The sequence below is a fragment of the Streptomyces sp. NPDC091972 genome (assembly GCF_044756385.1).
Classification (GTDB): Bacteria; Actinomycetota; Actinomycetes; order Streptomycetales; family Streptomycetaceae; genus Streptomyces.
Genome location: NZ_JBIVSV010000014.1, coordinates 173,085 through 192,288 on the forward strand (window position 1 = coordinate 173,085; position 19,204 = coordinate 192,288).

At 72.0% G+C, this 19,204-nt stretch carries 20 protein-coding genes; 11 read left to right on the forward strand and 9 right to left on the reverse strand.

Annotated features, from left to right (window positions below; translation table 11 throughout):
- Positions 1 to 33 precede the first annotated feature (33 nt).
- Entirely contained in the window at positions 34 to 231 is a 198-nt protein-coding gene (locus tag ACIQJT_RS33725) for an antitoxin (RefSeq protein WP_053849222.1), read from the forward strand.
- 49 nt (positions 232 to 280) lie between these two features.
- On the opposite strand, the gene ACIQJT_RS33730 is transcribed toward ACIQJT_RS33725, so the two are convergent.
- From ACIQJT_RS33730 to ACIQJT_RS33740, 3 genes are all read right to left on the reverse strand, one after another.
- Positions 281 to 985 (reverse strand): enterobactin synthetase, encoded by a 705-nt coding sequence (locus ACIQJT_RS33730; RefSeq protein ID WP_402649599.1) that lies wholly within the window; start codon positions 983 to 985, stop codon positions 281 to 283.
- A 187-nt stretch (positions 986 to 1,172) separates the two neighbouring features.
- Positions 1,173 to 2,657 (reverse strand): class I adenylate-forming enzyme family protein, encoded by a 1,485-nt coding sequence (locus ACIQJT_RS33735; protein WP_402649695.1) that lies wholly within the window; start codon positions 2,655 to 2,657, stop codon positions 1,173 to 1,175.
- On the reverse strand, positions 2,657 to 2,905 hold the full coding sequence (locus tag ACIQJT_RS33740; RefSeq protein WP_094051564.1) for an acyl carrier protein: 249 nt from the start codon (positions 2,903 to 2,905) through the stop codon (positions 2,657 to 2,659). The genes ACIQJT_RS33735 and ACIQJT_RS33740 overlap by 1 nt, the downstream gene beginning before the upstream one ends.
- A gap of 513 nt (positions 2,906 to 3,418) precedes the next feature.
- On the opposite strand from ACIQJT_RS33740, the gene paaA reads away from it, so the two are divergent.
- The 9 genes from paaA (at position 3,419) to kynU (ending at position 11,120) form a co-directional block, all read left to right on the forward strand.
- Positions 3,419 to 4,429 (forward strand): 1,2-phenylacetyl-CoA epoxidase subunit PaaA, encoded by a 1,011-nt coding sequence (gene paaA, locus ACIQJT_RS33745; protein WP_402649696.1) that lies wholly within the window; start codon positions 3,419 to 3,421, stop codon positions 4,427 to 4,429.
- A complete protein-coding gene (gene paaB / locus ACIQJT_RS33750) occupies positions 4,426 to 4,737 on the forward strand; it encodes a 1,2-phenylacetyl-CoA epoxidase subunit PaaB (RefSeq protein WP_402649600.1) in 312 nt (103 codons plus the stop codon). The genes paaA and paaB overlap by 4 nt, the downstream gene beginning before the upstream one ends.
- 10 nt (positions 4,738 to 4,747) lie before the next feature.
- Positions 4,748 to 5,539, forward strand: coding sequence for a 1,2-phenylacetyl-CoA epoxidase subunit PaaC (gene paaC / locus ACIQJT_RS33755; RefSeq protein ID WP_365460175.1), 792 nt, complete (start codon positions 4,748 to 4,750; stop codon positions 5,537 to 5,539).
- A gap of 101 nt (positions 5,540 to 5,640) precedes the next feature.
- Positions 5,641 to 6,108 (forward strand): 1,2-phenylacetyl-CoA epoxidase subunit PaaD, encoded by a 468-nt coding sequence (paaD, locus tag ACIQJT_RS33760; protein WP_402649697.1) that lies wholly within the window; start codon positions 5,641 to 5,643, stop codon positions 6,106 to 6,108.
- Positions 6,109 to 6,116: 8 nt separating this feature from the next.
- The gene (locus ACIQJT_RS33765; protein WP_402649601.1) at positions 6,117 to 7,250 is read left to right on the forward strand and encodes a 2Fe-2S iron-sulfur cluster-binding protein; all 1,134 of its coding nucleotides are present in this window, start codon (positions 6,117 to 6,119) and stop codon (positions 7,248 to 7,250) included.
- A gap of 125 nt (positions 7,251 to 7,375) precedes the next feature.
- Positions 7,376 to 8,152 (forward strand): SDR family oxidoreductase, encoded by a 777-nt coding sequence (locus ACIQJT_RS33770; protein ID WP_402649602.1) that lies wholly within the window; start codon positions 7,376 to 7,378, stop codon positions 8,150 to 8,152.
- 25 nt (positions 8,153 to 8,177) lie between these two features.
- The gene (locus ACIQJT_RS33775) at positions 8,178 to 9,026 is read left to right on the forward strand and encodes a tryptophan 2,3-dioxygenase (protein ID WP_402649603.1); all 849 of its coding nucleotides are present in this window, start codon (positions 8,178 to 8,180) and stop codon (positions 9,024 to 9,026) included.
- Entirely contained in the window at positions 9,016 to 9,864 is an 849-nt protein-coding gene (locus ACIQJT_RS33780) for an alpha/beta hydrolase family protein (protein ID WP_402649604.1), read from the forward strand. The genes ACIQJT_RS33775 and ACIQJT_RS33780 overlap by 11 nt, the downstream gene beginning before the upstream one ends.
- Entirely contained in the window at positions 9,861 to 11,120 is a 1,260-nt protein-coding gene (gene kynU / locus ACIQJT_RS33785) for a kynureninase (RefSeq protein WP_402649605.1), read from the forward strand. The genes ACIQJT_RS33780 and kynU overlap by 4 nt, the downstream gene beginning before the upstream one ends.
- 398 nt (positions 11,121 to 11,518) lie before the next feature.
- On the opposite strand, the gene ACIQJT_RS33790 is transcribed toward kynU, so the two are convergent.
- Positions 11,519 to 12,247, reverse strand: a complete 729-nt coding sequence (locus tag ACIQJT_RS33790) for an SDR family oxidoreductase (RefSeq protein ID WP_402649606.1) — start codon at positions 12,245 to 12,247, stop codon at positions 11,519 to 11,521.
- 75 nt (positions 12,248 to 12,322) lie between these two features.
- On the opposite strand from ACIQJT_RS33790, the gene ACIQJT_RS33795 reads away from it, so the two are divergent.
- On the forward strand, positions 12,323 to 12,700 hold the full coding sequence (locus ACIQJT_RS33795) for a MerR family transcriptional regulator (protein WP_402649607.1): 378 nt from the start codon (positions 12,323 to 12,325) through the stop codon (positions 12,698 to 12,700).
- Between the two features lie 247 nt (positions 12,701 to 12,947).
- Here ACIQJT_RS33795 and ACIQJT_RS33800 read toward each other — a convergent pair whose 3' ends face one another.
- The 5 genes from ACIQJT_RS33800 to ACIQJT_RS33820 form a co-directional block, all read right to left on the reverse strand.
- Entirely contained in the window at positions 12,948 to 13,301 is a 354-nt protein-coding gene (locus tag ACIQJT_RS33800) for an antibiotic biosynthesis monooxygenase family protein (RefSeq protein WP_402649608.1), read from the reverse strand.
- Positions 13,302 to 13,476: 175 nt separating this feature from the next.
- Positions 13,477 to 15,432: an N-acetylmuramoyl-L-alanine amidase gene (locus ACIQJT_RS33805; RefSeq protein WP_402649609.1), complete on the reverse strand. Its 1,956-nt coding sequence runs from the start codon at positions 15,430 to 15,432 to the stop codon at positions 13,477 to 13,479.
- Between the two features lie 474 nt (positions 15,433 to 15,906).
- Positions 15,907 to 16,458: a hypothetical protein gene (locus tag ACIQJT_RS33810; RefSeq protein WP_402649610.1), complete on the reverse strand. Its 552-nt coding sequence runs from the start codon at positions 16,456 to 16,458 to the stop codon at positions 15,907 to 15,909.
- A 368-nt stretch (positions 16,459 to 16,826) separates the two neighbouring features.
- The gene (locus tag ACIQJT_RS33815; RefSeq protein WP_402649611.1) at positions 16,827 to 17,684 is read right to left on the reverse strand and encodes a sigma factor; all 858 of its coding nucleotides are present in this window, start codon (positions 17,682 to 17,684) and stop codon (positions 16,827 to 16,829) included.
- A gap of 219 nt (positions 17,685 to 17,903) precedes the next feature.
- Positions 17,904 to 19,136: an NAD(P)/FAD-dependent oxidoreductase gene (locus tag ACIQJT_RS33820; RefSeq protein ID WP_402649612.1), complete on the reverse strand. Its 1,233-nt coding sequence runs from the start codon at positions 19,134 to 19,136 to the stop codon at positions 17,904 to 17,906.
- Positions 19,137 to 19,204: the final 68 nt, after the last annotated feature.

The following is a 19,204-nucleotide window of genomic DNA, read 5'->3' on the forward strand; positions in this document are numbered from 1 at the left end:
TACGACGCACGCGACCTCTTGGAGGTACCCCCCATGGGCAAGCTGGGCGACATGATGAACAAGGCCAAGGAGATGGCCAAGGGCCACCCCGACCAGGCGGACAAGGGCGTCTCTGGCGCCGAGCGCATGGTCGACGAGCGTACGGGCAACAAGTACGACGCCCAGACCGACAAGGCGGCCGACGCGGTGCGGCGTTCCTACCAGGACGGCGGCACGACGCCGGAGCGCTGACCCGTCGCCCCGCCCGTCCCCGGCACACCCGGGGGCGGGCGGCTTCCTGTCAGCGGTGGGCGGCGTCCGGGCCGGTCACATAGCTGAACACTCCTGCTGCCCCGATCGCCGCGCCGAGGTGCACGACCCGCACCCGTACGGCGCTCGCGGGATCGGAGCGACGGCAGACACGCAGTTCGTCCCCGCAGGACGAGGCGGAGGCCCGCAAGTCCCGTAGGCCCCCCTCCGCCAGGGCGAAAGCCTTCCACGCCGCTTCCTTGGCGGAGAACAACGCGGTCACCGACCAGACCGCGAGCAATGGCTCCTCGTCCGCACGCAGCACCAGACGGGCCGCTGCGCGGGGGAGGGGCCGCAGTTCCAGGTCACAGCCGGGGGGCAGCCTTCCGTCGGTCCTGTGCGCCACGGCTACGGCGATCCCCGCACTGTGCGAGATCGACGCGGCCCGGCCCGGCGGGAAGACCGGCAGGCGCCCCGAGCGGGGGATCTCACCGCAGTCCAGCCCCACCGCTCGCAGGGCCCTGCGAGCGGCCCGCCGGCCGGCCAGGAACTCCAGCCGACGCTGCTCGGGCATCGACGCCGCGGCGGCCGCCTCGGCGGGCCCGGCCGGTTCCGCTCCCGGCTCGGAGACTGCCGCGACACCGAGCCCGAGCCCGGCGGCGAGAAGGAGCGGACGCAGCGCGGTCAGCTCCTCGCCCAGCCCTGGCAACGGCTTGCCACGGTGCTGCGGCTCCTCGCGGGCTCGGCCCGGGCGCACAGGCTCTCCGGAGCCCTGAAGCGCTGACGCCGGCTCCTCGCGGGATCGCCCTGGCCGCACGGGCCTCTCGCCGCCCTGTACCGCCGACCCAAGCTCCACACCAGCCCGGGCCGGCCACGACGCGGACGTCGTGGCCGGCCCGGGCTGTGTCGGGCGCTCGGTCATCGCCGTCCGCCCTCGCACGCGCTCATACCCGCAACAGCTTCTTGATGATCTTCCCGGCGGGATTGCGCGGCACCTGCTCGATGAACTCCACCCGGCGCGGCCGCTTGTACGGCGCGAGCAGCCCCGCGACGTGTGCGAGCAACTCCGCGGTGCCCGCCTCCGCACCCGGCTCCAGGGCGACGTAGGCCAGCGGCACCTCGCCGTAGTCCTCGTCGGGCATGCCGACGACCGCCGCGTCCCGGACCGCCGGGTGGGTCATCAGCGCGCGCTCGATCTCCGAGGGGTAGACGTTCTGCCCCGCACGGATGATCACGTCCTTGGTGCGGTCCACCAGGCTGATGCGGCCCTCGTCGTCCATGAAGCCGAGGTCACCCGTCCTGATCCAGCCGTCCCGGGTGATCTCGCTCGTGGCCTCCGGGTCGTTCCAGTAGCCCTGCATGACGCCCGGCCCGCGCACCACGATCTCGCCGATCTCGCCGGGCGGCAGTTCCCGGCCGGCCTCGTCCACGGCACGGGCGGACATGCCCGGCACGACCCGTCCGCACGGGATGCGGGCGGTGACGTCCCCGGGCGCGGGGTGCTCGTCGGGACCGAGTGTGACGAACGGGCCGCCCACCTCCGTCATGCCGTACACCTGCCGGAAACCGCACCCGAGCCGTTCGACGGCGTCGGCGTAGACGTCGAGTGGCATGGGAGCGGCCCCGTACAGCACCTCCCGCAGGGAGGACAGGTCGGTGTGCGCGGACGCCTTCGCCTGGAGCATGAAACGCAGCATCTGCGGCACCAGCCACATGTGCGTGGCACGGTGGCGCTCCACCGCCGACAGCGCCCGCTGCGGGGTGAACCCGGGCATCAGCACGACGGTCGCGCCGGCCGCCAGGTAGGTGAGGGACACGACCATGCTGCCGTGGTACAGCGGGCAGCAGTTGACCATCACGATGTCGTCGGTGGGGCGGGCCATCACCAGCCAGCCGAGGGCGATCGCGCGGAACGACGCGCTGTCGACCGTCACCCCCTTGGCCTGTCCGGTGGTCGCCGAGGTGTGCAACACGGCGATCGGGTCGGTGTCGGCGACGTCCGGCAGGTCCCGCTCGGGGGCAAGGGTGCCCAGGGCCGCGAAGGCGGGCTTGTCGAAGGCCACCCGGACACGCACCGAGTCCGGCAGGCCGGCGTGACGGTCCAGCAGTTCGGACTCGCCGAGGACGGCCACCGCGCCGACCCGCTCGACGATCCCGGCGACCTCGGGCTCGGCCAGGCTGTGGTTCAGCGGCACGAACAGGGCGCCGAGCCGGGCCAGCGCGAAGTAACTCTCCAGGACCTCGATCCGGTCCTTGGAGAGCACGGCTACGCGGTCACCCCGCTCGATGCCCAACTCCGCAAGCCCATGAGCCAGTTGCAGCGTACGGTCGTGCAGCTCGGCCCAGGTGACGCTGCGGTCGTCGTCCACCAGCGCGACACGGCCGGGCCGGCACTGGCGGTTGCGCTCCAGCAGTTGCGTCAGCCACATCACGCACCGCCGCTCGCGCCGGCCCCCGCGCGCTCGGCCACGAAACGCTCGTAGTCGCCGATCGTGCGCAGCTCCTCCATGTCCTCGGCGGTGATCTCGACGCCGAGCCGCTGCTCGACCAGCAGGACCAGGCGCACCAGGTCCCCGGAGTCGATGCCGCTGGCGGCCAGGTCGGCGTCGTCGCCGATCCGGTCGGCGTACTCGGCGGTGCCGGTGAGTTCGACCAGCAACTCCCTGATGGTGCTCATGGTTTCCCCTTTCGCCTCGGCGTGCCGGCCGCCGCGGTCTACGACTGTCACCTCCTCAAGAGGCCGCACCGCCCGGCCGCACTCCCCGGGCCCTCCCGTGAGCTTTGTCACGCCTGCGAACCTCACCCGGCGGGGATAGCCGGGCCGTGCACCCGGCCTCTTACCGCAACGAAGCAACCCGCTCCGCCCGGCGCCCCGCGCGGGCGGTCGTCGAACCGAAGGAGTGATGCGCGTGCCCAGGCAGCCGGTACGGGTCCGGGCCCCGGAACGGTCCCCGCACCACGGCGCCGCCTCGGCGGTCACCGGACGGCCGGGCGGTGTCCGGGGGGAGGGCGGCGCCGCGGCGGCCGCCGGATGCCCGGGCGCTGGCCGGGAGCGGGGCGGCACCGCGAGGCCGGCCGGACACGCGGGCGGTGCACGGTGACCACGTCGACCACCGCCGCCGCCACGGAGGCCACCGCTGCCGCGGACGTCACCGCCAATACGAACGGCACCACCGCCACCGCGGACGGCATCACCGCCACCGCGGACGCCACGGCCACGGCCGAGGACGACCTGCTCGCGCACTTCGACGCGCTCATCGCCGACGGCGAGACGATCGAACCGCGCGACTGGATGCCCGACGGCTACCGCCGCATGCTGGTCCGTCAGATCGCCCAGCACGCCCACTCCGAGATCATCGGCATGCAGCCGGAAGGCGCCTGGCTCACCCGCGCCCCGTCCCTGCACCGCAAGTCCGTCCTGCTCGCGAAGGTCCAGGACGAGGCGGGCCACGGCCTGTACCTGTACTCCGCGGCCGAGACGCTCGGCGTGGACCGCGCCGACCTGCTGGACGCTCTCCACCACGGCCGCCAGCGCGCCTCGGCCACCTTCAACCATCCCGCGCTGACCTGGGCGGACACCGGTGCCATCGCCTGGCTGACGGACGGCGCCGCCGTCATCAACCAGGCACCCCTGTGCCGTACGTCCTACGGGCCCTACGCGCGGGCGATGCGCCGCGTCTGCCAGGAGGAGGCCTTCCACGTGCGCCAGGGCTACGACCTGATGCGCGCGCTGTGCGAGGGGACGCCGGAGCAGAAGGCGATGGCGCAGGACGCGGTGAACCGCTGGTGGCTGCCGGCCGTGGCCCTGATGTTCGGGCCGCCGGACACCGAGGCGGGCGGCGCCGACGCGCGGACCGCCGCGCTGGGGGCCGCGGTCTCCCGCCGCGCGATGGCCTGGGGCATCAAGCGCCACACCAACGACGAGCTGCGCCAGCGTTTCGTCGACACCTGCGTCCCGCAGGCCGAGCGCCTGGGCCTGACGCTGCCCGACCCGGCGATCCGCTGGAACGAGGAGCGCGGCCACTACGACTTCACGCCCGTCGACTGGGACACCTACCGCACGGCTCTGGGCGACGACACGCACTGGGCGCGGCAGCGCATCGCGAACCGCCTGGCCGCGCACGAGGACGGTGTCTGGGTCAGGGAGGCCGCCGTCGCGTACGCCACGAGGACGGACGAACCACGGGGAGCGGCCGTATGAGCACGGCACGGGAGGGCGCGCCGGCGTCCTGGGAGGTGTTCCTGCGGGCCCGCAGGGGCCTGGCCCACCAGCACGTCGGATCGGTGCGCGCCGCCGGCCCGGACGCGGCCCTGGCCGCCGCCCGCGACCTGTACACGCGTCGGGGCGATCCCCTGTCGCTGTGGGTGGTCCGCTCCGACGCCGTGCACACGGCCTCCCCGGACGAGCGCGACCCGTACTTCGCGGGCGCCCGCCACAAGCCGTACCGCTACCCCGAGCACTACGCGCCGCTGACCGAGAAAGGCCCCGAAGGTGAGCACCACGAGTGACGTCGCGGCGGTGCGCCCCGGCACCGCGCCGGGCCAACCGCCGTCCGCCGCCGATCCCGACCTGGCACGGCATCTGCTGCGCCTGGGCGACGACGCCCTCGTCCTCGGACAGCGGCTGTGCCAGTGGATCACCCGCGCGCCCACCATCGACGAGGACCTGGCCCTGTCCAACATCGCCCTCGACCTGATCGGCCACGCCCGCGCCCTGCTCACCCGCGCCGGCCGGCTCGACGGAACCGGCCGCACCGAGGACGACCTCGCCTACGGGCGTTCCGAGCGCGAGTTCACCAACGCCCTGCTGACCGAGCTGCCCAACGGCGACTTCGCCGTGACCGTGGCCCGGCAGCTCGCCTACACCCACTACGCCGTCCTCTACTACGAGAGCCTCGCGCACTGCGCCGACCCCGAGTTCGCCGCGTTCGGGGCCAGGGCAGCCAAGGAGGTCGCCTTCCACCGGCTGCACGCCGACCGCTGGACGGTGACGCTGGGACGCGGCACCGCCGAGAGCGCGCGCCGCATGCGACTCGCCCTGGAACGGGTGTGGCCCTACACCGACGAACTCTTCGCGGAGGACGACGTGTTGCGCCGCCTGGCCGCGTCCGGCGCCGTGCCCTCCCCGGCACCCCTGCGCGGCACATGGCTCGGACAGGTCACCGACGTCGTCACCGAGGCGGGACTCACCGTGCCCACTCCCACCTGGACCGCCACCGGCGGGCGCGCGGGCCTGCACACCGAGGAGTTCGGCCCGCTGATCGCCGAACTCCAGAGCGTACGGCGGCAGTTCCCCGGAGGCACCTGGTGAACGCGCCCGCACCCGCACCCGCACCCACGCCGGCACCCGCACCTACGCCAGCACCCGTACCCGTACCCGCACCGGTCACGGTCGGCCTCTCCGCCGCGGAGGTGCGCGAGCGGGTGGCCGCGCTCCCGGACCCGGAACTGCCGGTGATCGGCCTCGGCGACCTCGGTGTGGTGGGCCGCGTCGCCCCCGGCACCGACGGCGTGCTGGAGGTGGAGATCACGCCCACCTACCTGGGCTGCCCCGCGCTGCCCGAGATCACCGCCGCCGTGCGGGAGGTCCTGACCGCCTGCGGCCACCCCGACGGCCGCGTCCGGCACGTCCTGACACCCCCCTGGACGACGGACCGCATCACTCCCGAGGGGCGGCGCGCCCTCGCCGCGCACGGCATCGCCCCACCCGTGACCCCGGCGCCCGCAAGCCCCGTACCCGTCGCACTGGGTGCCGTGCCCTGCCCGCACTGCGGCTCACGGGCCACCCGCCCGCACAGCGCCTTCGGACCGGCCCGCTGCCAGTCGGTGCTGTGGTGCACGGCGTGCCGCGAGCCCTTCCCCCACCTGACCGCGCTGTGAGGCACACCGTGAACACCGCCCCGCCCGCCCTCCTCGAGGAGGCACCGGCCGGTCCGGCCCGCCGCACCGGCTGGCACCCGCTGGACGTCATCGAGGTCCGTCACCTGAGCGCCGACACGGTCGCCGTCACCCTGCACGTACCCACCGGCCTGCGCGACGTCTTCGCCCACCACCCCGGCAGGCACGTCGTCGTCCGGCACCGGCAGGCCTCCGGCGCCGAACTGCGCCGCAGCTACTCGATCTGCCCGCCACCGCACACACCCACGGCACTCCGCCTGGTGATCAAACGCTCCGGCCCCGGCGGCTTCGGCGAGTACGCCACCACCCGGCTCGCGCCGGGCGCGCGACTGGAACTCTCCGCGCCCACCGGGGCCTTCGCCCTGCCTCGGCTGCCGGGCGCCCACCACGTCCTCCTCGCGGGCGGCACCGGCATCACCCCGCTGGCCCCGATGGCCGCCCACGCCCTGCGCCGGGACCCGGCCTGCCGGGTCAGCCTCGTCCACTCGGTCCGTACCTCCGCCGACGCCGTGCTCGCCGACGAACTGGCCGAGATCAAGGACGAGTTCGTCGACCGTTTCACCGTCCTGTACGTGCTGACGCGGGAGGACCGGGGGAGCGGGGGCGGTCCGCTCGCCCGGCGGCTGGACGCGTCCGGAGTGCGCCGGCTGTTGGCGGCCGTGGACGCCCGTCCGGGCCCGGACACCACGTTCGCCCTGTGCGGACCGCCCGGACTCGTCGCCACCGCACGGCAGGTGCTGGCCGACCTGGGGGCAGAACCCTCCCTCGTGCGCTGGGAGTTGTTCACCGCCGACGGCACGCAGCCACGGCAGCCGGAGCCGGTCACACAGGCACCGAGGGCGGGCGAGTACCGGGTCACCGCCCTGCTCGACGGGCGCCGCCGCGCCGCCACCGCCCTGCCGGACGACCCGGTCCTGCTCGACGCACTGCTGCGCAGCCACCCCGACGTGCCCTACGCCTGCCGGGAGGGCGTGTGCGGCAGTTGCCGCGCGAAGGTCGTAGCCGGGCAGGTGACGGCGGACGGCCAGCACGCCCTGGACGAACGGGACCGCGCCGCCGGCTACACCCTCGTCTGCCGCGCCCGGCCCCGCACCCCCGAGATCACCCTCGACTTCGACGCCTGAGGCACATCCGAGACCGTGTACGCCGATCGCCCTCGACTTCGACGCCCGATGCGCACCGGAGACCCCGGTCGATGCCGGCGCCAGATCGCCACCACCACGCCACCCCGCAGCGAAGGAGACCCACGATGACCGCCACCGCCCGTCACACGGGGAAGACCGCCCTGGTCACCGGAGGCAGCCGGGGCATCGGCAGAGCCATCAGCCACCGCCTCGCCCGCGAGGGCGCCCTCGTCGCGGTCCACTACGGCCACGACCTGACGGCGGCCGAGCGGACCGTCAAGGAGATCCTGGCCGACGGCGGCCGCGCCTTCCCCGTCCACGCCGAACTCGGTGTCCCCGGCGACGCCGACACCCTGTGGTCCGCCTTCGACGACGCCCTCGCGCAGCAGGACGCCCCGGCCGGCCTGGACATCCTCGTCAACAACGCGGGCATCACCGTCCCCCGCCCGATCGCCCAGGTGACGGAGGCCGACTACGACCGCGTCTTCGCCATCAACACCAAGGCGCCGTTCTTCATCATCCAGCGCGGACTGGACCGTCTCCGCGACGGCGGCAGGATCGTCAACATCTCCTCCGTCGCGACCCGTGTCGCCTTCCCGGCGATCGTCTCCTACACCATGACCAAGGCCGCCCTCGACTACCTCACCCTCTCCCTGGCCCAGGAACTCGGCCCCCGGGGCATCACCGTCAACGCCGTCGCACCCGGCTACACCGAGACGGAGATCAACCCCACCCTCGCCAACCCGGAGATCCGCCGCCGCTACTCCGAGGCCTCCACGTTCGGCCGGCTCGGCGACCCGGTGGACATCGCGGACGTCGTCTCCTTCGTCGCGAGCGACGACGCCCGCTGGGTGACCGGCCAGTGGATCGACGCCTCCGGCGGCGCCCACCTCGGTGTGTGACCCCTACGCACTCCTGGGAGATGTGATGACCGACCGCACCACCACCCTCGACGCACCGGCGACCGACGACGCCCTGACCTGCCCCTTCGAGGGGGCCAGCCCCTATGACACGTATGTGCGCGCCTCCGTCCTCAACACCTTGCAGCACCCCCTCACCGAGGCCCCGGACGAGATGGGCTTCCTGGTCACCACCCAGGTGATGGAGCTGTGGTTCACGCTGATCGTGCACGAGTGGCGCACCGCCAAGGTCGCCTTCGCCAAGGACGACCTGCCCGCCGCCATGGACGCGCTGGTGCGCAGCCGCCGTGCGCTGACCGCTCTGAACGGCGCCTGGGCGCCCATCGCCGCCCTGACCCCTGCCCAGTTCAACGGCTTCAGGGCCGCGTTCGGCCGGGCCTCGGGCTTCCAGTCGGCGATGTACCGGCACATGGAGTTCCTCCTCGGCGACAAGTCCGCCGGCCTGCTGCGGGCCCACCGCGGCGACCCGGCCGTCCACGAGGCGCTCGCCGAGACCTACCGTGAACCGTCCCTGTACGACGACGTGCTGGCCTACCTGCACCGCCAGGGCCTGCCGGTCCCGGCCCACGTCCGCGAACGGGACGTGACCCGCCCCTACGACAGCGACCCCGGCGTGGAGGAGACCTGGAGACGCGTCTACGCCGGACCCCAGCACCACCCCCACCTCGCGCTGGGCGAACTCCTCACCGACATCGCCGAACTCGTCACCCGATGGCGGTTCGACCACGTCCTCGTGGTCCGCCGCGCCATGGGAGCCAAACCGGGCAGCGCCGGATCCGCCGGACTCGCCTGGCTCGAACAGCGCGCGGCCCGCCAGGTCTTCCCGGAACTGTGGGAGGTGCGCGGTGACATCTAGGACGATCTCCGCCTTCGCGGCCGAGGAAGAACAGCGGGTGCTGAGCCTGAAGCCGGTTCTGGCACCGGTGCACGGCCGCTACGGCGACCACCCCCACCAGACCTACGACGCCTGGCCGTCCGAGGACCCGAACGCTCCGCTGGTGGTCCTCCTGCACGGCGGCTACTGGCGCTACGACCGCATGCACCTGACCCCGTTCGCCGCCTGGCTCAACACGCAGGGCTTCGACGTCCTGCTCCCGGGCTTCCGACGGTCCGGCGGCGCGGGCGGCTACCCCGAGACCTTCGACGACGTCGCCCGCATCGTCGACACACTGCCCGACGGACGCCCCTACGTCCTGGCAGGCCACTGCTCCGGCGGCCACCTCGCCCTGTGGTGCGCCGCCCGGGGCCTGCTGCCGCCCGGCTCCCGCTGGCACACCCGCACCCTGCCCACGGCCGTGCTCGCCCTCGCTCCGATCACCGACCTCACCGCCACCCGCCGCGACCGCCTCAGCAACGACGCCGCCCTGCAACTCCTCGGCGGCGAGGAGCACTTCGCATCGCGCCTGCCCGACGTCGACCCCCTCACCCTGCTGCGCGACACGGGAACCACCGGCGTTCCCACGGTTCTCCTGCACGGCGCCGCGGACGAGGAGGTCCCCCTCACCCAGTTCAGCGACTACGCGGCCGTGCACAAGGACCTCAGGACGGTCGTCCTGCCCGGCACCGGCCACTACACCCTCATCGAACCCGGGGCACCCGGCGCCCGCGCGGTCGCCGACACCCTCCGGGACATGGCGGCCGCCATCTTCCCGGCGGACGCCGGCCGCGCCCACGAGGAGACCGCACACCGATGACCACCGCACTCTCCGCAACCGCCACCCTGCACGAGCAGGCCGCACAGCTCGACGCCGACGACCCCCTGGCCGACCTCCGGTCACGCTTCCTGCTCCCGCCGGACGTCGTGTACCTAGACGGCAACTCCCTGGGCCCGCTGCCCGCCGCCGTGCCGGCCGCCCTGGACGACGTCGTACGGCACCAGTGGGCGACCGGACTCATCGGCTCCTGGAACGCGGCCAGCTGGTGGGAGGCGCCGCTGCGCGTCGGCGACGCCGTCGGCACGCTCATCGGGGCGGCGCCGGGGCAGACGATCGTGGGCGACTCCACCAGCGTGCAGCTCTTCACGGCACTCGACGCCGCCGCCGCGCTCCGCCCGGACCGACCCCTGCTGGTCACCGACCCCGGGCACTTCCCGACCGACCGCTACCTCGCCGACGCAGTCGCCCGCCGCCGCGAACTGGAGGTACGGCACGTACTCCCGGCGGACCTCCCGCAGTTCCTCGCCGCCGAGGGCGAACGGGTCGCCGTCGTCAGCTACTCGCCCGTCGACTACCGCACCGGTGAGCTGTACGACATGCGGGCACTGACCCGAGCCGCACACGAGGCTGGCGCCCTCGTGCTGTGGGATCTGTGCCACGCCGCCGGCGCCCTGCCCCTGGACGTCGACGGCCTGGGCGTGGACCTGGCGGTCGGCTGCGGCTACAAGTTCCTCTCGGGCGGCCCCGGCGCTCCCGCCTTCCTCTACGTCGCCCGACGCCACCACACCGCGCTGGAAACCCCGTTGCCGGGCTGGACCGGCCACGCCGACCCCTTCGCGCTGGCCGACTCGTACACGCCCGCCCCCGGCATCGCCCGTGCCCGCATCGGCACCCCGCCGATCCTGTCCCTGACCGCCCTCGAAGCGGCCCTCACCGCCTTCGACGGCGTCGACCTGACCCGGCTCCGCGCCAAGAGCCTCTCCCTGACGGGCTTCTTCCTGCGCTGCGCGGGCGAACTCCTCACCCCGCTGGGCTTCACCCCCGTCACCCCGGCCGACCCCGACCGTCGCGGCAGCCAGGTCACCCTCCGACACCCCCACGCCCGCGGTCTGACCGTCGCCCTCGCTGAGCGCGGCGTCATCGCCGACATGCGCGCACCCGACCTGCTCCGTTTCGGCGTCAACGCCCTCTTCACCACCCACCAGGACATGCTCACCGCCGCCACACGCCTACGTGACCTCACGGAAGAGTCCGCCTACGACCCCGCACCGCCCAGCGCGGGGCCGGTGACCTGACGGGGAGGTCAGCCGGGGCCGCGGGGCCGGAGCGCGCCACCGCCAACGTCCCGGACGTCTCGCGGGCGGCGGTCGACGCTCTGAAGTACCGCGCGTCCGAGGCCAGGGAGGGGCGAAGTTGGGGCCGCGGTCGCGCCCCGGGTGGCATCGACCGTCCAGGTCGTCATGGCCGTTTGTGCGTGTTCAGGGAGCCGGCCGCCGCGGAGTCGACGGCCAGCGGCGTACCGGTGCCGTCGTCGAGGTCCGGGCCTCCGGCGGCCTCGGCACCAGGCAGGCACCCGCGACTGCCACTCCCGCCGACGCTAGGCCACAACGTGAAGATCCACACCTGCGGAGGGAGTGTCGATCGACCGACCTCGGAAGCAGGGGACCGAAACCGGCGTGGTGCGCGGAGTCCCTCAGGCCGCCAGAAGCGCCGCCAGGGCGCGCTCCATCTCGGCGTTGAACTCCTCCGGCGTCAGCGTCAGCCGGGTCTTGACGCCCCGGCTCCACTGGTCGGCGAGAACCTCGGCCGAGCCCGCCTCGACACCGTCGAGCGCCGCGTCGGCCAGGTCCCAGGGGGCGATCTTCTCCACGGGCCAACCCGCCGCCATGTCGGTGTCGGCCAGGCCGAGGTGCACCGCCGTCACGAGCGTGCCCTGCTCGGCGAGCTCCAGGCGGACGCCGTTGGTCATGGCCCAGGCGGCGGCCTTGGTCAGGTGGTAGGCGTTGGCGCCCTTGCCCCCGAACCACGACATGGCGGAGAGGACGTTGACGATCGCGCCACCGCCGTTCCTGGCGAGCGTCGGCGCGAACTCCCTGATCATTCCCAGGTGGCCGAACATGTTGGTCTCCAGCTCCTGCCGGACCGCGTCCAGCGAACCGGTCACCAGGTCGGTCCCCGTACTGATTCCCGCGTTGTTGATGAGGAGCGAGACGTCCGGGGCGGCCTCGGCGGCGGCCCTCACGGATGCGGGATCGGTGATGTCGAGGGGCAGTACCTCGACCCCGGGCAGGTCCACGCTCTCAGGCCGGCGGGCCGTGGCGTAGACCTTGCTGGCGCCCCGTTCGAGCAGGCGCTGGGTGAAGGCGCGGCCCAGCCCGCGGTTGGCTCCGGTGACAAGGGCGACGGCGTTGTTGATGTCCATGGCCGGTACGCTAAAACCTGACGCCAACGTCAGAGGCAAGCGCTGGTCCGCAGGGCCGGGGTGAGGGGAATCACCATGACCGTCACGCAGGCCACGCCCGAGCGGCTGATCCGCATCGGCGAGGTGGCGCGGGGCGCGGGCGTCTCGGTCCGCGCCGTGCGCTACTACGAGCAGCAGGGACTGCTCGTCGCGGAGCGCAGCCCGTCCGGCCAGCGCCTCTACCGACAGGACGCCGTCACCCTGGTGCGCTTCTTCCAGCAGATGTTCACCGCCGGCCTGACCAGCCGAACGATCGCGGAACTCCTGCCGTGCTGGGACTCCGGGCACACCGACGCCGGGCAACGAGCCATGCTGCGAGCTGAGCGCGAGCGCATCCAGGCCAAGGTCGACGACTTGCAGGCCGCCCTGGACCGCCTCGACGAGATCATCGCGATCACGGACACGCACCCGTAGATGCGGTCGGCCGAACGGCCACCAGCGATTCACGACGGTGTGCGCCTCAGCCACGAGGGGCGGTCTCACTGGCTGCCGTAGGCGTCCTTGACCGACATGATGCCCCTCGACAGGGTCACACCATCTGGGTCAGGCCGCCCAGCCCGCATGAAGACGCCTCCTCCGCGGGCAGACGCCCGGCACGCCGACACGCCACAGCTGACGGAGGCATCAGCGGTGCGCGGCCAGAGTGCCGGGTGACGTGGTGTCAGGAGGGATGAAGCTCGACCACGACGCGGTAGCTCGCCGGTTCCGAGGTGATGTGCAGGTTGGGGTCGTCGAACATGCGTTGCAGTGAGGCGTGCCACTCGGGATTGTCGGTGGCTTTGTCGAGTGCGGTCCCCGACGTCCACTCCGCGATGTGGACGAAGCGGGTCTCCGCGCCGTCGCGGAGGGGACGGTGCAGGCGGGAGCGGAGGAAGCCGGGCTGGGCCGCCATGATGCGGGCGTTCTCCTGATATACGACGGTGAAGTGGTCGGCTTCGTCCGTCGGCACGGTGTAGGTCTTGATGACGGTGACAGGTTCGTCGGTGCCGGTCTTCGACGCGAGGGAATGGCTCATGTCCCTACTGACCGGCGAGGACCCCCGCATGTGACGGGTCGGCGGGTACCGAATGGGGGAGCTCGGGTCGACACGGCGGGAGTTGACAGGAAAGTCGAGGGCCCTCACCCGGTGTGCCTGACGGCACGTCGCGTGAGAGCCCTCTTGCGGTTACTCAACTACCCTGGCCGGCGGCTCAGTTGCTGCCGTTCTCCCAGTGGTGCACGGCCGTGGTCGCGGTCACGTCGTTCGCGTAGACGAGGGCGACACGGTGGTTGTACTGGATGGTGTACATCTTCTTGCCTCCGATGACCACCGCTCCGCTCGAGGGGAAGTAGTCGTCGGTAGCGGCCGCTTCCCGCGTAGCCACATATGCCTGACCGGTCGGAATGGCGTACATGCTCAGCGGCGCCTGCGTGGAGGCGCCCAGGCCGGCCGGATATTCGGCCTTGTCGGGGTAGCTGGAGCCGTAGAGGGACACAGGTGTGGTGCCCGCGGGCTTGATGATCTTCACTCCGTAGCTGGTACGGGTGTTGGCACCACCAGGATTGTGGAACCACACCTTCGCACCGCTGAACCAGATCGCGGTCCAGTCCTCCTGAACGTCCGCGACGACGAACTGCTGCCCTGCCTGAGCCGTGCTGCCCCAGTCGTTGACCCGGTCGGTGCCGGGCGCGGTGCCGTGGATCGCCTGATCGCCGAAGAGCGGAGCCGTCTCGCTCGGAGCGGTGTGCAGGTAGACGAAGTTGGTCGGATGCTGCTGCTCAGTGCAGGTGGCCGTCTGGCCGGTCGGGTCGTCGGAGGGGCATATCTGGAGGGTCTGCACGTTGTCCGCGAACGACGGCTTGATCGACACGACGGAGCCGGGCTGCGGCACCTCGGACACACCGCTGACCGGGGCGTTGAGCAGGCTCATGAAGTGATTCCAGTCCCAGGCGTAACCCGGGTCCCAGTGCATACCGGAGACCAAGGCGGAGTTGGGACCGGCAACGTTGTCATGCCCGACGATGTGCTGTCGGTCCAGCGGGATGCCGAAGCGTCCGGCCAGGTACTTCACCAAGTCTGCCGTGGCCTGGTACTGCGCCTCCGTGTACCAGGCGGCGCCGTGCGCGGCGTACCCTTCGTGCTCGATGCCGATCGAGTGCAGATTGGTCGAGTAGTTGCCCGCGTGGAAGGCGATGTCCTTGGTGGGCACCATCTGGGTGACGGCGCCGGAAGAGGACATCACGTAGTGGGTCGCGGCGGGGTTCGTGGGGTTCGCCAGGCCGGCCACGCCGGCGTCGTAGGTGGACTCCAGGTCGTGGATGACGATCGTGTCGATACGGATGCCGTTGGTCGGCCGGTCGGCGACTTGGCGGCCGACGGGTGATCCGGCCACGAAGGTGCAGTCGACCGTCGTGGGGCACTCGGTGGCGGCCGCCGTCGACGAGGTCTTCAGGCGCAGGGAGTTGATCTGCCCTCGGTCGGGATCGACGGACGGTCCGGCGGGCAGACGTACGCGCTGGCCGTCCTGGGTGGTCGCCGACGCGCCGCTGCGGATCGTGCGGAAGACACGGTCGGCGAAGGAGGCAGCCGCCTGCTTCTGCTTGGCCTGGCTGTACCGGGCCACGGCCCCGTACCACTGGGAGGGGTCCGCGGGAGTCGCCCCGACCAACTCCCTCTCGTACGAGGCGAGCAGGGCGGCACCCCCGCGGATGTTCGCGGTGTCGTCCTCACGCAGGGATGTGACGGAGAGCCCGGTCAGCTCGGACGCCTGGCGCAGGGTGTGCAGTGCGGGGTCCGCGGCGAGGGAGTCCAGGTCGGCGCGGCCGGCCGCGCCCGCGGCACCGCCCGCCAGCATGGTGGGGGTGACGTCCGTGAGGTTCATCGGTCCGTAACCGCCGTCGGTGCTCGGCAGGGCGCCGTGGCCCTCCCACGCCGACTCCTGGTGGGAGAGGGCGAGCAGAACGCTCGACGGGATGTCGAACTCCTCGGCCGCGGCCAGCAGCGCCTGTTGGCGGGAGTCTGCGGTCGCGCTCGGGTCGTCGGCGTGTGCGTGACCGGGCAGGGTGAGCAAGGAGCCCGCGACCAACGCGCTCACGGCGATCCCGACGGGCACGCCAACGGCCCTCTTTCTTCTGTGCAAGGCAATGCTCCTCAGAGGAAGAAACATGGGCATCAAGGGGCGCCGGCGGCATGGTGCTCACGGGGAAAGACCCGGGCGACAACTCGATGCGCGGATGACTGTAGGACCACGTTTGTTGCAGTGGCTACGAGCAGAGTAACCGCTTCCGTCACACGTATGTTGTGGTGAAGCTGTGTGGAAAGGGCATAACAGCCCGTACGGAAAGGCGAGTTGCCGTGAGGGGCAGATGGGGAGTAGCCGTGCGAAGGTGAAGTGACCAAGGTGATCGTGGGCACCCGAGGAGCGCGCCGCCCGGGAGGGGGGCGTCGGACTCAAAGACGATGTCGATGCCTATACACTCTTCACAGTGACTTCGACAGCGTGTGACACACTTGGCCACCGGCACGGAAGCGAGCGCCCACGCACGGACGAGTGGGCGCCTCGGGCGCTTGTCGTACCCCTGCGGGCAGGTGCCCGAGGCATCTATGGTCCCTGCAGTGCACGGAGCCGAGAGGGCTCCGGTCAGGGCTTCTGGGCGCGGTAGAGACCACGGCCGGCCCGGCGTACGCGGGAGCTGCCGACCAGACGGTCGAGCGTGCTGCGCACCGCGTTGATGCTCCCGGAGTCGGTGTCGCGGCCCAGCGCCGCGGCCACGTCGCGCGCGCGGACCTCCGCGTCACCGACGCCCGCGAAGTACTCCAGGATCTGTTCGGTGAGGGCACCGTAGCTGCGCGGTTCGTCGGCCTCCGCACGCGAGGAGGCCGCCGGCTTCTCCTTCTTCGTGGCCTCCGCCGGTCGCGGCGCGGACTGCTTCTGCGCGGTGCGGACGGACGGCGCGACGACCGGAACATCGGTCACCGCCTGTTCGGGCTGCTCGGCTGCTCGACGGCCGGACGGCTCGGCCATGAGGACCGTCAGGGCGCTCAGGGCGCGCTGGACGGAGTCGAGGTGTGCGGCCACGGCGGCCAGTTCCCTCTCCAGTGCCTGCTTCTGAATCTCCAGGCGGGCGAGGTCCTCCTGGAGGCTCTCCGCAGTGACCTCAATCTCATGCGCTGCGCGAGTTGCCGAGACCATGTCTTCCTCTCATCCTCAACCCTCCGTGCCGCGCCTCGCTGAAGGCAGCTGCGGTGCCGCTCGGCTCGGACCCGGGACGTGTGGGTGCATCGTATGTCACAGCGTACGAGGTTTGGACCCGTAAGGTGCAGGATAGCGATGCGAGGTTCCGTCGAGCCAGGTGACTGCCACTGTCTTTTCACCCTTTCGCAAGCGGTACCTCAGCGGTGCCGACACGGTGCAGACGGGAGTTCGGTCGGGTCCCGTCAGGACTGCTCGCTAAGGGGACGCAGTCGGTCCGCCGCTCGTCGGACGGGGATGCCGACGTCGTCAGCGACACGAGCGGCATGCGCATCGAAGCCCTGGCGCACGCGTCGTCCTCATCTCTCCTACGTGGCCGCCCGGTTCCAGTGGCGGAGCTTGTCGGGGTTGAGGACCGCCCAGATCTGCACGACGTGATCGCCCGCGACGTCCAGGCTGATGACCGCGGCGACCTCGTCGCCGTAACGCACCACTATTCCGGTGCGGCCGTTGACGGACTGGCAGTGCAGTGTGGTGCTGGGGCGGCCAGCCAGGAGAGTCAGGAGGTTGCGGGTGACGCGCCGTGCGCCGTGGACGGGCCGGGTCAGGGTTCTGACCTTACCGCCTCCGTCGAAGAACACTGTGGCGTCCGGTGCCAGGAGGGACGTCAGGCGGGCGGGGTTCTCCGTCACACAAGCCTGTCGTACCGCTCGCACCACACGGTCGTGCTGCTGCGGTGTCGTGGGGTGTGCCCACCTGGTCCCGAGGCTGTGCCGGGCCCGGACTGCGAGTTCGTCGCATTCCTGTTCCGTCTGTCCGACGATGGCGGCGACCGTCCCAGGAGCCATCCCGAACACGTCGTTGAGGACGAATGCGGCCCGCTCGGCCGGTGACAACGTGTCCAGCGCGTCGAGGAGGGTTCGGCTCACCGCTTCGTCCAGGCCCTGAGCGGGCGCCGCGTCGACCGAGCCCGGATGCGACCGCCCGGTCGACGCCAAGCGCTCCAGGCAGATGCCACCGACGATCGTCACCAGCCAGGACCAGGGCTCGGCCATACGGATCCTGCGGTCGTCGGACAGGCCGTACCAGCGCCGGTAGGCCTCCGCCACGACGTCGTCGGCGTCCTGGCTCCGCCCCAGCATCCAGTAGGCCAGGTCGAGCAGTCGGCGTCGCTCGTCGAGCAGCTCCGCGATCGGCACCGTCTCGTCGTCCTCTACCCGGTCCACCTGGCATCACCTCTTCGCACAGCACCCGACAAGGCGGTGCCACCCCTGATTCCTGCCGATGCCCGCCACGGCGCCCGAGAACGGGGCGTCCGCTTGAGTCCGGCGGGTCCGACCGATGCACTGCTGACCGGAGACGGGCAGATCGTGTGACACGGTTTCCGGTCGCACGCGCCGGCGTCCCCGCGCGCCGACGGGCTGCGCTCGCCCTCGCGGCCGCCGTCAGGGCAGAAGGCTGTCCAGGGGCCTCGCGGGATCGGACAGGGCCGCGTCCGCCACGGAGGCACCCGACTCGACGAGGGCGCGGACGGAGTCGATGACGTTCCACACGTTCACACTCATGCCCGCCAGGACCCGGTCACCGGACAACCAGAAGGCGATGAACTGCCGCTCGGCCGGCTTCCCCCGGAAGACAACGCGGTCGTAGTCGCCGGGCTCGGTGTACCCCGTGTACTCCATCCCGAGGTCGTACTGGTCGGTGTAGAAGTACGGCAGCCGGTTGTAGGAGGTCTCCTTGCCGAGCATGGCCGATGCCGCCGTGCGGGGCTGGTGCAGGGCGTTGGCCCAGTGCTCCACCCGCAGATGCCGGCCGAGCCGGGGATGGTAGGCGTTGGCGACGTCCCCCGCGGCGTGCACATCGTGGGCCGAGGTGCGCAGACGCTCGTCGGTGACGATGCCGTTGCGCACCTCCAGTCCCGCCGCCTCGGCGAGTTGGACGTTGGGGGTGATGCCGATGCCCACCACCACGGCGTCGGCCGGCAGTCGGGTCCCGTCGGCGAGCTGGACGCCGTCGGCGCGGGTGCCGTCACCGGTGATGCGCTCGACGGCGGCGTGGGGCCGCAGGACGACCCCGTGCTCCCGGTGCAGGTCGGCGAAGACCTCGGCCGCCTCCCGGCCGAGCACCTTCAGCAACGGCAGCTCGGAGTGCTCCAGGACGGTCACCAGCGCCCCGGCGGTCCGGGCCGCCGCGGCGGTCTCCAGGCCGATCCAGCCACCGCCGACGACGACGATCCGGGCCCCGGGGGTGAAGGCGGCCTTGAGCCGCTCGCTGTCTCCCACGCGGCGCAGGTACAGCACGTTGTCCAGGTCCGCCCCGGGCACCGTCAGCCGGCGGGGCGACGATCCGGTCGCCAGGAGCAGTTTGGTGTAGGAGATCCGGCGGCCGCCTGTGAGCTCGACCTGGCGTGTGTGCGCGTCGACGGCCGTCACGCGCGTCCCGGTCATCAGGTCGACGTCGTGCTCGCGGTACCAGTTCTCGGGATGCACGAACATGGACTCGCGGTCGTCCTTGCCGAGCAGGTACCCCTTGGACAACGGCGGTCGGATGTAGGGGCGTTCCGCTTCGTCCCCGACGAGGACGAGCGGGCCGTCGTAGCCCTGGTGCCGGAGCTCCTCGGCGGCCTTGCCCGCGGCGAGGCCGCCCCCGACGATCACGAACCCGTTTTCTCGCGACATGATGTTCCCGTCTCCGTTCGCGCGCACCGGACGCCGGTGTGCCCTTGTGCGGAGAGACCGTGAGGACC